This is a genomic window from Mycobacterium sp. 050134 (assembly GCF_036409085.1).
Classification (GTDB): domain Bacteria; phylum Actinomycetota; class Actinomycetes; order Mycobacteriales; family Mycobacteriaceae; genus Mycobacterium.
Map to the genome: position 1 here is coordinate 23,214 of NZ_JAZGLV010000006.1, position 13,697 is coordinate 36,910.

Below are 13,697 nucleotides of genomic sequence, written 5' to 3' on the forward strand. Positions count from 1 at the left end.
AGCGTCAGGACTCTCCCAGCGAGCGCGGCGCAACTAGCCTGGTCAACGCAACGCCGCCGGGAGCGGCTTCGGCAGGTTCCCTGAAATCCGACCTGCGCCCGACCCGCGTGCTGATAATCTGGCGTCGCTTTTCAGCTGATCGAACGGACCCAGATGACCGCCCCATCACGCTCTTCCAGCGCCGATGGCTCGCGCGTTGACCGCCGCGCCGACTGGCGACGCGCGTGGCGGCGGGCGCAGGCCACGCTCATACCGTGGTCGCCCAGAGTGCTCGGAAAGCGGCTGGAAAGCCAGGCCGCCATGCTGGGCGACCACATCAAGCAAGGCGACACGGTTCTCGACGTGGGTTGCGAGACGGGGCACCTCTGCCAGTACCTGGCGGAGATGTATGGCGCGACGGCGACGGGCATCGACGTGCACGATGCGCGCACCCTTCCGATCGACTTCCAGGTCTTCGACGGCAAATCGATCCCGTTCGAGGACAACGCGTTTGACCACGTCGTCCTGAGTTTCGTGCTGCATCACTGCAACGACCCGATGGCCCTGATCAAGGAATGCCGCCGCGTCGCGCGGCGCAGCATCATCGCCTTCGAGGATCTGCCCGAAACCCGGGTCGAGAAGACGCTGACCAAAATTCACATCGGTTTGTTCAAGGTTGCCTACCGATTGGAATCGGCGGGCGACTATCGCACGGCGCTCGAGTGGCTCGGCGACAACGTGAGCAGCGTCACCGAAACGCCGCTGCCGCTGGACTGGTTCGACGTCCTGTACCGCGTGCCGCACGTCATGCTGACCTATCAGCTTCCGACCGACTGAATTCCGGTGGCAATCGGCGGCGTGTTGGGCAACGAACGCGCGCGAAATAGTTAGGGTTCCAATGAAATTCGCCCTGGCCAGCTGCGGAACCCGCGGGGACGTCGAGCCGTGCGCCGCAGTCGGCCTGGAGCTGCAACGCCGGGGCCACGACGTGCTGATGGCCGCCCCTCCCGACCAGCTCGGCTTTGTCGAAGAAATGGGTTTGGCCGCGGTCCCTTTCGGGCCGCCCACCGGCGAGATCCCGGACGTCTTCGTCACCCCATGGCGAATTCAGGAGCCGATCAGGCCGATTCGTGACGCGCTTGCGCACGTCAGCCAGCGGTGGGCCGAGGTCGGCGACACGTTGAGGTCGCTCGCGGACGGCGCCGACCTGCTTATGACCGGTGTGTCGTACCAGGAAGCCGCCGCCAGCGTCGCCGAGTACTACGGCATCCCGCTGGCCGCGTGGCACCACGTTCCGATGCGGCCCAACGGGCACCTGATCTCGACCGTGCCGGCCCCGCTGCTCCGGTCCGGCATGCGGGTCACCGACTGGGCGCAGTGGCGCCTGGTCAAGCGCGCCGAGGACGCCCAGCGCCGCACGCTCGGCCTGCCCGCGACGACCGCACCGGCGTCGCGGCGGATGGCGGAGCGCGGGTCCCTCGAAATGCAGGCCTACGACGCCCTGTGTTTTCCCGGCTTGGCGGCCGAATGGTCCGGACGACGCCCGTTCGTCGGGGCGCTGACTGCCGAATTGCCGACCGAATTCGACGACGACGTGCTGTCCTGGGTTGCGTCGGGAACGCCGCCGATCTACTTCGGCTTCGGCAGCATGCCGGTCAAGTCGCCCGACGACATGGTCGGCACCATCAGCGCGGCCTGCGCGGAGCTGGGGGAGCGGGCGCTGATCTGCTCCGGGGCCAGTCAGGTCACGGTCACGCCGGATCCGCACCGCGTGAAGATCGTCCGCGCGGTCAGCCACGCCGCCGTCTTCCCCGCGTGCCGGGCGGTCGTGCATCACGGCGGGGCGGGCACCACCGCCGCGGGCATGCGGGCCGGGGTCCCCACCCTGATCCTGTGGGTGGCGTCCGACCAGCCCATCTGGTCGGCGGTGGTCAAGCGGCTCGAAGTTGGCTCGGGACGGCGTTTTTCGCGGGTCTCCCAGAAGACGCTGGTCAAGGATCTGCGCCGGATACTCACCCCGCGGTACCAGGAGCGGTCGCGCGAGGTGGCCACCCGGTTGACCAAGGCCCCGGCCAGCGTCGCGGCCGCCGCCGATCTCCTCGAGGAGGCCGCCCGCGGAGAGCGGGCCGGCTGATCGAAGTCGGATAAACCTGCTCTGACCTGGCCCGATCGGCGTCCAAACCGTCGACGGGGGGACATTCGGCCACGCCGCGCGACTATCTTTGCCATACTCACCCGGTGCCTTCAACCATCCAAGTGAGGTCCAGCTCGCTCGTCATGAAGCTCGTCGCCAAGTACGGGTATCCCATCGGGACAAAACTGATGGGCGCCGACGAGATGCTGTTCATCAACTGGGCCTACGAGGAAGACCCCCCGATGGGCCTGCCGTTGTCGGCCGCCGACGAGCCCGACCGGTATTACATCCAGCTCTACCACACCGTGGGTACACAGGTGGATCTGGAAGGCAAGAAGGTGCTCGAAGTGAGCTGCGGTCACGGCGGCGGCTCGTCGTACCTGGTGCGCAGTCAGCACCCGGCCTCCTACACGGGCCTGGACCTCAACCCGGCGGGTATTCGCTTCTGCCGGAAAAGGCACCGGCTGCCGGGCCTGGACTTCGTCCAGGGCGACGCCGAAAACCTGCCGTTCCCGGACGAGTCCTTCGATGTCGTGCTCAACGTCGAAGCGTCCCACCACTATCCGCACTTCTCGAAGTTCCTCACCGAGGTGGCGCGGGTGTTGCGCCCCGGCGGGCACTTTCTCTACACCGATCTGCGTGCGCAGCACGTGATCCCGGAGTGGGAGGCCGCGCTGGACGCCGCCCCGTTGCGCAAGGTGTCGCAGCGGTCCATCGACGACGAGGTGAAGCGCGGGCTGGAGAAGAACTCGCCGCGGCTGCAGGAGCTGATCGACCGCCGCGTGCCGAAGTTCTTGCGCGGCTTCGCCCGTAGCAACGCGGGCGTGGAGGGCGGGCGGCTGTACCGCGGCGTGGAACTCGGCCTGTTCTCCTACCGGGTGTACGACTTCGTCAAGGACTGACCCGTGTCGCTACTGATCACGGTCCCGGTGTTCGGGCAGCACGAATACACCCACGCCCTGGTCGGCGATCTGGAGCGCGAGGGCGCCGACTACCTGATCGTGGACAACCGCGGCGACTATCCCGCGATCGGCGACGAACGGGTCACCACGCCCGGCAAGAACCTCGGCTGGGCGGGCGGCAGCGAGCACGGATTCCAGGTAGCGTTCTCCGAGGGCTATACCCACGCGATGACGCTCAACAACGACACCCGCATCTCGCCGGGATTCGTTCGGGGGCTGCTCGATCCCCGGCTGCCGGCCGACGCCGGCATCGTGGGGCCGATGATCGACCATGGTTTCCCCTTCGCCATGGACCGTCAGAAGCCGGCGGCCGCGAATTACGTGCCGCGGCCGCAATACCGGGTGGTGCCGGCGGTGGAGGGGACGGCGCTGATGATCTCCCACGAATGCTGGCAGGAAACCGGCGGCCTGGACCTGACCAACTTCGACAGGTACGGCTGGGGGATCGACCTCAGCCTGGCGTTGCGGGCGCGCAAAGCCGGATACGGCGTCTACATCACCGAAATGGCCTACATCAACCACTTCGGTCGCCGGACGGCCAACATGCATTACGGGGCGTGGCGATACGAGCTGGGCGCGAATGCGGCCATGCTGCAGGGACTGAGGAGGCTGCACGGCCTGCCAGCGGCGCTGGGCATCATGCGCCAGATCGGCGCGGCGCACGACCGCAGGTGGCATCGGCCCGTCCCGCTGGACAATTCGACGCCCCAACTCAAGGACTGACGATCCCGGGGGGGGGGGGGCTAACTACCCGGGCGTCGATCGTCGAAATTGCGGTAGGGGTCGTGATTTGTCGCGAATTGCGACCACCCCGGCAACTTGGGCGCCAAATACGCCGTCGGGCTAACTGTGAATCTCGGCCGTCAGGCCGAATTCGCCCAAGGTCCGCACCACGTCCTCGCGCAACGCGTCCTGCGTGTTGGCCCGGTCGAGGAGGTAGGCGTTCACCGAGAGCCATATCTTTCCGGGGCTCCGGCCGGACACCACGAACAGCTGCCCGCCCATGCGTTCGAGGATGCGCCTGTTGACGCCCGGCTCGACCAGCCGCCCGGACGCGTAGTCGGCCTCGGAGCCATCCGGCCGATTCACCGCCGGGTCGAGTTGTCCCATGTTGGAGCAGCCGATGGGGAGCTGCGCGGTGCCCAGGCCGACTCCAGCCGCCTTGCGCGCCACCCACTTCGGCGTCATCGCGGTCAGCGGCAGCGACGCCAGCAGCTCGTCGGAGGTGTCCGAGAGGTCGGCGAACGCCTGCTTAGCCTTGACGCGCATGTCGCTCAGGTCGGACGTGAGGCCGTTCGGGTCGACGGAGGCGACCGGCAATACCATCGCGTTTCCGCGGGTGTCGTCCTCGGTGCGGTCGCTGATCGGCAACGACAGGGTGACCGTGCCGTCGTCGCATACCCGTCCCATCTGTACGCCCAGCTTGCCGGTGAAGCCGGCCAGCAGCGTGTGGCTGTTCCCCCCCAGGCGTTTTGCGCAGGCGTCCCAGTCCGACAGGTCGACGTAGGCGGTCAGCGACGGCACCGCGACGGGCTCTTCGCCGCCGGCGTCCCGCCGCGAGGGCAGTCCCGCCGTGAACGAGGCGGCGACGTCGTCGCGCCGCTTGCGGGCGGTGCGCACCGTCGCGGCCAGTGCCCGCGCCAATTCCGGCGTGGATGCGAGGGTTTGCCGGCCGTCCTCGAGCACCCCACGGCGGCGCGTGCGCGACGCCGGGTACGGATAACCCAGGTAGCGCATTCGACCGTTGGACGCGTCTGTCATGGCCACCAGGAAGCCCAGGCCGTCGGCGACGGTGTGCGATGCCGTGAGGCACACGGCGTTTCCGCCGTCGGTCAGCGGAAGCACCCCGAGGTGGAAGCTCGGACCGTACTCGGGATCGATGGGTACGCAAGCGCGCTCGTAGGTCCACGCCATCACATCGGCGCGCGGGCGCGGCGTCTCGGCGATGTCGAGGTCCTTCGGGCCGCGCCAGAACACCCAGTGGTCGCGTGCAAAAGGCAGCGGGGACCGCTCAACCCGCCGACCCAGCAGCCCGTATCCGAGGTTGCGGTGAAATCGCCGCAATCCGTCGAGATCCACGGGCCGGTTGTAGATCCAACTGAATTGGACGAGCGCCCCGTAGCCGAGTGCCCGCAGGCCAAGGAACGACACCTGGTCCATGTGCGCCAGTCGACTGTCCATCGAGTTCACGGTAGTTTATTGGCCCTACCCGTGCGGTGCTTTGCGGCGTGGAACGCTCCCGCGCGACTGTGACCTAGCGCTAGTGGTTCACCTAACCGTTCCTGGCCGGAAACGACGCCGGCAAAGGTACCCTGTTGACCGTGGTTGAGTCTTCCATTCCCGCTGTGCTGCGCGAACGCGCAAGCCTGCAGCCGAACGACACGGCGTTCACTTACATCGACTACGACCAGGACTGGGACGGCGTTCCGACCACCCTGACGTGGTCGCAGCTGTACCGGCGGGTGCAGAACCTCGGCGAGCAACTCAGGCAGCAGGGCTCGGTGGGCGATCGGGCGCTCATCCTGGCGCCCCAGGGGCTGGAATACGTCATCGGGTTCCTGGGCGCGATGCAGGCCGGGCTGGTGGCGGTGCCCTTGTCGGTGCCCTACGGCGGTGTTCACGACGAGCGGACCATCTCGGTGCTGGCCGATACCTCGCCGACCGTGGTCCTCACCACGTCGAGCGTCATCGACAACGTCAACGCCGCCGTGCAGCCCCAGGGGCAGGGGCAGGTGGCGCCGTCGATCGTCGAACTGGACCGGCTGGACCTGGATACCCGGCAACGGCCCAGCGGACCCCGGCCGCGCATCAGTGCCAACGACGGACCCGAATTCATCTACCTGCAGTACACATCCGGGTCGACGCGCACCCCCGCCGGCGTCATGGTCTCGAACAAGAACGTGTTCGCCAACTTCGAGCAGATCATGGGCGACTTCTTCATCGCCAACGGTGGCATCGCGCCGCCGGGCCTCAACGTGGTGACCTGGTGCCCCCTGTACCACGACATGGGCCTGCTGCTGGGCATCCTGATGCCGATCCTGGCGGGCGTACCCACCGTGCTGACCAGCCCGGTGGGGTTCCTGCAGCGACCGGCCCGCTGGATGCAGCTGCTGGCCCGCGACGCACCCACGCTGTCTGCGGGCCCCAACTTCGCCTTCGAAGTGGTGGTCCGCAAGACGTCAGATGCCGACATGGCCGGGCACGACCTCGGAAACGTCCACAGCATCCTCAACGGTAGCGAGCGGGTGCAGCCCAAGACCCTGCAGCGGTTCGCCGACCGGTTCGCGCCCTTCAATTTCAAACCCGAGGCGCTGCGGCCGTCGTACGGCATGGCCGAGGCGACGGTCTACATCGCGACCAGGCAGGTGGGCGACCCGCCCGAGATCGGACATTTCGACGCCGAAAAGCTGGCCGCGGGGCAAGCGCATCGGTGCGAACCCGGAAGCGGCACCCCGCTGGTCAGTTATGGCGCCCCGAAGCTGCAGGAGGTGCGCATCGTCGATACCGACACCTGCCGCGAGTGCCCGGACGGGACGGTGGGCGAGATCTGGGTGAACGGCGACAACGTCGCCGTCGGCTATTGGCAGAAGAGGGACGAAAGCTCCAGCTCCTTCGGCGCAACCATCATCGAGCCGTCGGAGGGCACGCCGGCGGGTCCCTGGCTGCGGACCGGGGACTCCGGATTCTATTCCGGCGGCGAGCTGTTCATCATCGGGCGCATCAAGGACCTGCTGATCGTCTACGGGCGCAACCACTCTCCCGACGACATCGAGGCGACCATCCAGGAGATCACCGCCGGCCGCTGCGCGGCGATCGCGGTCCCCGACAAGGGCATCGAGAAGCTGGTCGCGATCATCGAGCTCAAGAAGCGTGGCGACTCCGAACAGGAGGCGGCCGACCGGCTGCGGGTCGTCAAACGCGAAGTCACGTCGGCCATTTCGAAGTCGCACGGGCTGAGCGTCTCGGATCTGGTGCTGGTGTCGCCGGGTTCCATCCCGATCACCACCAGCGGCAAGATCAGGCGGTCGCAGTGCGTCGACCTCTACCGGCAGGACGAGTTCACCCGGTTGGACGCCTAGTGTCCTGCCCCGACGCGGGCCAATCCGCCGGAATTGCGGTGACGGTTGTGCCGTGTCGCGGATCGCGACCAGCGCGGCAATTTCGGCGCCGAACTAACGGGTGGAACAAGCGCTAGTCGGCGGGGCGTTCGTCGGCGCCGAATACCGGCAGCGGCTGGCTCGCGTCCTCCTCGGGCGACGAGCCGCCGCGCCCGTTGCCGTTCGCATGCCCGTTGGTCTTGCCGTTCTTGTGGCCATTCCCGTTGGCCCCCACCAGGATCGGCCGACTGGCCAGCACATTGTGGCCGAACAGCGGCAGGGAGTGGCCCAGGTATCGGTCCGGCTTGTGCCTGGTGCTGCCGTTGGTGCGGGCCGGCGCCTGGGTCTCCTTGAGGTCCATGAGGTGTGATACGCCGCTGAGGTCGAACAGGGGGAGCGGGTAGTCACGGTTGAGGTCGACGCAGCCCTTCGTCGGCTTCTTCGACTCGGCAGGAGGTGCCGCGGCGGGCAGCACCTGGGTCTTGGGACTGGGAATCACCTTCAGCCGCACCAATTGCCCGGAGATCTGTTCCAACTGCCGCTGCTTGGCCTGGTAGGCGGCGTAGACCTGGGCCGGGCTCTTGCCGAGGCTCGACGGCCACCAGTTCTTCTGGCCGATCATGGCGGCCAGGGCCGGCACCGTGATCGTGCGCACCAGGAAGGTGTCGACGACGATCCCGATGCCAATGATGAAGCCGGCCTCGGCCATGGTGCTGATACTGGCGAACAGCAGTCCGAACATCGACGCCGCGAAAATCAAGCCGGCCGAGGTGATTACGCCGCCCGTCGAGCCCACCGTTCGGATGACGCCGACCCGCACGCCGTGGGGCGACTCGTCACGTATTCGTGAGATCAGCAGCATATTGTAGTCGGCGCCCACGGCGACGAGCAAGATGAACGACAGCCCCGGCAGGCTCCAGTGCAGTTCCTTGCCCAGCAGGAACTGGAACACGAGGACCCCGATGCCCACCGCCGACAGGTACGACAGCAGCACGGAGGCGATCAGGTACAGCGGCGCGATGATGGCCCGCAACAGGATCACCAGGATCAGGAACACGATGATGATCGTCGCGACGATGATGAAGCCGATGTCGCTGTTGTAGTAGTCGCGCGTGTCCCGAAGGCCGGTCGGAACCCCCGCGACCGCGATCTTGGCGTCCGTCAGCTCCGTGTTCGCCGTCGCCGAGCGCGCCGCCCTCTCGATGGCGCTCACCTGGTCCATGGCGTCCGTCGTGAACGGGCTGAGACCGCTCTGGATGAAGTACCGCGCCGCATGCCCGTCGGGCGAGATGAAGATCTGGGCGCCCTTCTTGTACTCGTCGCGCGTGGTGATCTCCGGTGGGAGATTGAAGCCCGACATGTTCGCCTGGCTCGCGTCGTGCTTCATGTTCAACAGGAACGACGATGCCTCGTTAAGCCCGGCGCCCAGCCTCCTGGTCTGGTCCACCAGCTCCTTCACGCCGCCGGCAATCGCCCGGCTGCCGTCGGCCAGCATGTTGGAGCCCTGCTGCGCCGCGGCCATGGTGGCCTGCAGATTCTTGATCGTCTTCATCGCGTCGGAGGCCTGGGTCAGCGTCTGCTGGACCTTGTCCAGGGTCTGGGCGATGGTCGCCGCCTGCCCGGCCGCCTGCAGATTGCGGGACATGATCTTCAGCGAGTTCAGGGTCCCGTCGTTGTTGGCCCCGACGATGGCGGCCAGGCCGGCCCGCGAACGGACGCAGCTGGGGTCGATGTTGCAGTCCGGGCTGTTGTTCAGCGCCGTCAGCATCGGGCCGCCCCACTCGGCGATGTTCTGCGCGTTCGCCGTGGAGGTGTTGAGGTTCTGGCCGAGCGACTTCATCTGCCCGGTGAATGAGGCGCCCTGGTCGAGCGCGGCGATGGTCCGGTCGCCGCCGAGTAGTTGCTCCATCGCGGTCAGTGCCGAAACCACCCCAGTGAGATTGCTCACCGATTGGGTGACCTGGTCCCGCAGCTGGGCCAGGGCGTCGGCCAGCTGGTTGGAGCCGTTGACCAGCTTGTCCAGGTCGTCACCGTGGTTGGCGATCTGGCTGGAGGCTTCGTCGAGCTTGCCGCCGACCTCGCCGGCCTGCCACGACACCTTCATCTGCTCCAGCGGATCCCCGTTGGGCCTGGTCAGGCCCCGCACCATGGTGATGTTCGGCAGCTGACTCACCCGGGCCGCCACCTGCTCGAGGTCGGCGAGGGCCTGGGGCGTCCGCAGGTCGCGCGACGACTGGATGAACAACACCATCGGCGTCAGCCCGTTGAGCGGGAAATGGCGGTTCATCGCGTCGTAGCCCTTGGAGCTGTCGACGTCGTCCGGCAACGACTTGAGGTCGTCGTAGTTGAACCGCACCACGCTCACGCAGGCGGCCAGCGCTATCAGCACGATCAGGCTCGCGATCAGGTGGATCTTGGGCCTGCGCACGATGCGGATCCCGGACAGCCGCCACATCCGCGTGGTCAGGTCGCGCCGCGGGTTGATCCAGCCGCGCCGGCCGGTGAGCACGAGGACGGCGGGCAGGAACGTGACCGCCGCGAGCAGCGAGATGACGATCGAGATCGAGATCGCAGGGCCGACCGCCGAGAACACTTCCAGCTTGGTGAAGATCATCGCCAGGAACGTGACCGCCACGGTGGCGGCAGACGCCGCGATCACCTTGCCGATCGACATCAGCGCCTTCTTGACCGCCACGTCGGACTCGTCGCCGTGCCGCAGATAGTCGTGATAGCGGCTGATCAGGAAGACGGCGTAGTCCGTCCCCGCGCCCATCATCACCGCGGTCATGAACACGATGACCTGCAGGTTCGTCGCCAGCCCGAGTTCCGCCGCCCCGGAGAGCACGCCCTGGGCGGTGCCCACGGAGATACCGATCGTGGCGAGCGGCACGAACATCGTGACCACGTTGCGGTAGATGATGATCAGGATGATCAATACGCTGACCACGGTGGCGATCTCGATGAAGTGAATGTCCTCCTGGCCGATGTCGGTCAGGTCGACGACGGTCGCCAGCGGTCCGCTGAGGTTGGCGGTCAGCGTGGTCCCCGCCACCGTCTGTTTGACGATGGCGGCGATCCGTTTATACGCCGCGATCGTTCCGGGATCCGACTGGTCGCCGGGAACGTTCAGCGGCAGGATGAGTGCCTTGCCGTCCTTGGCCACCAGGAGGTTTTTCATCTCCGGGTCGTTCATGGCGTTCTGGACCGACAGCTTGTCCTGCTTGTCGGCGTTCAGCTTGTCGATCAGCTTCTGGTAGACGGTGTAGTCGGCCGGCGTAAGGCCCTTCTCATTGGTCAGCAGGACCATCAGCAGGGAGGTGGGGGAGGCCGCCGCGGGTGCGTCGCCCTTCCCCTTGTCGTCTTTCTTGCCGTCCGGGCTCGCGCTCCAGGCCTTGGCCATCTCCTTGCCGATCACCGCGGTCGGCGCATCCTCGGGGAACGGGCTCGGCGGGTGCTTGCCCGCCTGTACCTGCAGCGGCGGGAACAGCAGAAAGAGGATGCCGGCTACGGCGATCCAGGCCGCGATGACGACGAGCGGCCAGCGCACGACGAAATCGCCGATGCGGTCGTAAATCCCCCCGGGTTTCGCCGCCTCGCCGGAACCAGCACGGCTTGCCACCCGTCCAACCCTACAAAACGGTTCCGGCTCTCGCCGCATAATCACGATTCGAATTCAATTGTGACCGTAGCGTGACGTTGCCGCCCCGCGTTTGGGGCGACCGTGGGATGAACGCGCCTGCTCAGGGGGTCTTTCCGGCGCCTCTTGCGGAGCCGGCGAGGGAGCGCCGAAAGACTTCATTCTCCAGCAGGTCCGCCGCGGTCCCCACGCTGACGCGGGTGGGGGTCATCCGCGCGGCCATCTCCCGGGCGCGGGTCACATATTCGGGCGCGAGGATCTTGCGCAGGTCCTTGAGCAGCGATTTCTTGGTAACCCCGGCGAAGCGCCGCGACTTGCCGACCTTGAGCTTCGAGACCTGCGCGGCCCAGGCCGGTTGTTCGGCGCTGATCCACAGCACCAGCGTGGGGACCCCGGCCTTCATGCCGGCGGCCGTGGTGCCCGCACCCCCGTGGTGCACGACCGCCCGGCAGGCGGGGAAGACGACCGCGTGGTTCGCCTCGCGGACGACCATGACGTTGTCGCGCCGGGGCACGTCGTCGAAGTCGCTGATGCCGCCGCAGATCAGCGCCCGCTCGCCCAGCTCCGCGCAGACGTCGCTGATCATGGCGACCGTGTCGGCCGGGGAGTGCACCCGCATGCTGCCGAAGCCGAAGTAGATGGGTGGCGTGCCCGAGGCGATCCACGCGGCAACCTCCGCGTCGGTGTCCGTCGGCAACTCCAGGGTCAGCGTGCCGATGAACGGGCGCCGATCGTCGTTCCACTCCTCTTTGAGGCCCGGGAAGTACACGGCGTCGTACGCCTGTAGTTCCAGCGCGCGGGCCTCGATGATCCGTCGCGCGGACGAGGCTCTGGTCTTCGGCAGGCCCAGCGCGCGGCGTTGCTGGTCCTCGGACGCCTTCGTCATCCACCAATAGAACCCGTAGAGGAACCTCATCGCCGAGCGGGTCAGCGACGGCGGCACGTAGGGCACGAGATGACCGTTCACCCGGTGCGGGAAGTGGTGCATGGCGACCATGGGCAGGCCGTAATACTCGGCGATGTTGGCGACGACGCCCTGGTAGGTCTGGCCCGAGACGATGATGTCGGCGTCCTTGGCCAGCGACACCAGGGTGCTGCTCATGTCCGCCCAGCCTCGGGTGAGGTACTCGGCGCCCGGACGCAGGATCCCGAGCGGGTTCTGGACCCGCCAGAAGCTGCGGAAGATCTCCTCGTCCAGCTGGGCGTGCGAGTCGGGCCCGTAGGGGACCGCGGTAAGCCCAACCGATTCGACGAATCGAATCAGGTTGGGCGGCACCGCCATCTGCACCTCATGCCCCCGGCGTTGCAGCTCCACGCCGATCGCCGCGCAGGGCTCGACATCGCCGCGAGTGCCATGAACCGCCAGGACGGCCTTCATTGCCGGCATTGGGTTCACTGCTTTCCGTGCGTGGTGAGGGGCGATCCTGCGAACGTCACCTGGCGACGCGAACCGGAACCCCCGCCAAGCTGCCCGCGACCACCCGGCTGAACACCGACTTCAGCTGCGCCGTGTACCGCATCACGGACTCCCGGGCGATCGGGTTGTTCGGGTAGGACACCATGATGGAGACCTCGTCGAACAGGCGGAACACCGTCGAGTACATGTAGGCCGGGCTGCGGCCGTCGGTGAAGGCGGTTGCGCTCACGCCGTCCAGCGCGGTCGCGACGATCGCCGACAGCGGCGGGAGCCCGGCGTCCATGTAGCTCATCATGGTGAACTGCGGACCGTACTTCTTCAGCCAGGGTGCCAGCTCTAGCACGCGGTCGAAGGGCACGTTGGCGCAGTGCATGTTCGCGTCGAAGGAGGCCTGCGCGGCGCGCGCCGTCTCCTCGAAGGAGTTGGGGTCGACGGGAACCGTGAACGGCACCACGCCAGTGAACCAACCCACCGTCATGAAGTCCGCCGGGCTCTTGCGCTTGTCGGTCGGCGTGAGGCCGTAATACGTTTCCGCGCCGGACAATTCGTAGTTGGCCAGTGCCGAGCAGGCGAACAGGCCACCGCTGAACCGGGCGCCGGCCCGCTGGCACAGCGCCTCGAACTGAGCGGTCTGGTCCGGGCCGAGCAGCTGCTCGACGTGGACGTCACCGCCGCACGGGATGGACTGATCCCCAAGCGGCAGTGGGAAATCGGGCAGGGTGCCGCCGTTGGCCTCCGCGAACTCGACCCACGTGCGAACCTCCGGCGAGTCCAGGGTCATGGACGCTACCGTCTGCTGCTCGCGCAGGCAGAACTCGTCGTAGCTGGCCGCCGGGGGCAGCGAGACGGGAGCCTTGCCCTCGAGGATCGAGGTGTAGTTCATCAGGATTTCGACGTAGAGCCCCGCGATCAGCATCGGGTCGCAGTGCAGGTGGTCGACGACCGCGTACAGCGAGAAGCAGTCGGCGTACTGAATGATGCCGAACCGGAAGCAATCCCACTGCAGCGGGTCGGGCGTCCCGAGGACGTGGTCCTGCCACTCCTGCTGGGTCATCACGCCGTACTGCTTCGCGACGAACTGGATGTCGCGAGGGTTCGTCATCGTGTGGCGGACGATGTTCTCGCCCTCGAACTCGAACCAGCTGTGGTACGTCGCGTGGCGCCGCAGGTGGGCGTTGATGACGTAGGTCATCGCGCGAATGTCGCACTTGCCCGGCACGTTCCACGAACCCATGACGGCTCGCGAGTAGTCCAGTCCCTTGTCGCGGAACTCGACGTACCCCCGAAGGTGGCCCGCCTGCATCGAGCTCGGCGGAACCGAACTCACCGGCGCCTGCTTGGCTTTCGCGACACAACCGGGCGTCGGCTGCCACGTCACGATCGAACCCGCCCCCGGATCCCAGTCGTAAGCGTTACCAACCCGCAGGCTGTCGTGCTCGGAACCTCCGCCTATGAACACGTTTCCTCCCTA

Annotated in this window: 9 protein-coding genes; 5 read left to right on the plus strand and 4 right to left on the minus strand. The window is 67.0% G+C overall.

Going from position 1 to position 13,697, the window contains the following annotated elements; translation table 11 throughout:
* Positions 1–153 precede the first annotated feature (153 nt).
* The 4 genes from SKC42_RS08790 to SKC42_RS08805 all read left to right on the plus strand — a co-directional run bounded on the left by SKC42_RS08790 (position 154) and on the right by SKC42_RS08805 (position 3,798).
* Positions 154–816: a methyltransferase domain-containing protein gene (locus SKC42_RS08790; protein ID WP_330963925.1), complete on the plus strand. Its 663-nt coding sequence runs from the start codon at positions 154–156 to the stop codon at positions 814–816.
* Between the two features lie 61 nt (positions 817–877).
* On the plus strand, positions 878–2,113 hold the full coding sequence (locus SKC42_RS08795; RefSeq protein WP_330963926.1) for a glycosyltransferase: 1,236 nt from the start codon (positions 878–880) through the stop codon (positions 2,111–2,113).
* Positions 2,114–2,256: 143 nt separating this feature from the next.
* Positions 2,257–3,015: a phthiotriol/phenolphthiotriol dimycocerosates methyltransferase gene (locus tag SKC42_RS08800; RefSeq protein ID WP_330964074.1), complete on the plus strand. Its 759-nt coding sequence runs from the start codon at positions 2,257–2,259 to the stop codon at positions 3,013–3,015.
* 3 nt (positions 3,016–3,018) lie between these two features.
* Positions 3,019–3,798 carry a glycosyltransferase family 2 protein gene (locus SKC42_RS08805; RefSeq protein WP_330963927.1) on the plus strand — a complete coding sequence of 260 codons (780 nt, stop codon included), beginning with the start codon at positions 3,019–3,021 and terminating at the stop codon, positions 3,796–3,798.
* A 120-nt stretch (positions 3,799–3,918) separates the two neighbouring features.
* Here SKC42_RS08805 and SKC42_RS08810 read toward each other — a convergent pair whose 3' ends face one another.
* Positions 3,919–5,256, minus strand: coding sequence for a hypothetical protein (locus SKC42_RS08810; protein ID WP_330963928.1), 1,338 nt, complete (start codon positions 5,254–5,256; stop codon positions 3,919–3,921).
* 140 nt (positions 5,257–5,396) lie between these two features.
* On the opposite strand from SKC42_RS08810, the gene SKC42_RS08815 reads away from it, so the two are divergent.
* Positions 5,397–7,154, plus strand: coding sequence for an AMP-binding protein (locus SKC42_RS08815; protein ID WP_330963929.1), 1,758 nt, complete (start codon positions 5,397–5,399; stop codon positions 7,152–7,154).
* 112 nt (positions 7,155–7,266) lie between these two features.
* Here the strand turns inward: SKC42_RS08815 and SKC42_RS08820 are convergent, their stop codons facing one another.
* From SKC42_RS08820 to SKC42_RS08830, 3 genes are all read right to left on the minus strand, one after another.
* Complete coding sequence (locus SKC42_RS08820) at positions 7,267–10,830, minus strand: MMPL/RND family transporter (RefSeq protein WP_442932054.1); 3,564 nt, start codon at positions 10,828–10,830, stop codon at positions 7,267–7,269.
* Positions 10,831–10,912: 82 nt separating this feature from the next.
* The gene (locus SKC42_RS08825; protein ID WP_330964075.1) at positions 10,913–12,187 is read right to left on the minus strand and encodes a glycosyltransferase; all 1,275 of its coding nucleotides are present in this window, start codon (positions 12,185–12,187) and stop codon (positions 10,913–10,915) included.
* Between the two features lie 55 nt (positions 12,188–12,242).
* Positions 12,243–13,685, minus strand: coding sequence for a condensation domain-containing protein (locus tag SKC42_RS08830; protein WP_330963931.1), 1,443 nt, complete (start codon positions 13,683–13,685; stop codon positions 12,243–12,245).
* Positions 13,686–13,697 lie beyond the last annotated feature (12 nt).

Excerpts from the sequence above, each read along its gene's own strand:
- SKC42_RS08790 (WP_330963925.1), top strand. The coding sequence starts at position 154 with ATGACCGCCCCATCACGCTCTTCCAGCGCCGATGGCTCGCGCGTTGAC.
- SKC42_RS08795 (WP_330963926.1), top strand. The coding sequence starts at position 878 with ATGAAATTCGCCCTGGCCAGCTGCGGAACCCGCGGGGACGTCGAGCCG.
- SKC42_RS08800 (WP_330964074.1), top strand. The coding sequence starts at position 2,257 with ATGAAGCTCGTCGCCAAGTACGGGTATCCCATCGGGACAAAACTGATG.
- SKC42_RS08810 (WP_330963928.1), bottom strand. The coding sequence starts at position 5,256 with ATGGACAGTCGACTGGCGCACATGGACCAGGTGTCGTTCCTTGGCCTG.
- SKC42_RS08820 (WP_442932054.1), bottom strand. The coding sequence starts at position 10,830 with ATGCGGCGAGAGCCGGAACCGTTTTGTAGGGTTGGACGGGTGGCAAGC.
- SKC42_RS08825 (WP_330964075.1), bottom strand. The coding sequence starts at position 12,187 with ATGAAGGCCGTCCTGGCGGTTCATGGCACTCGCGGCGATGTCGAGCCC.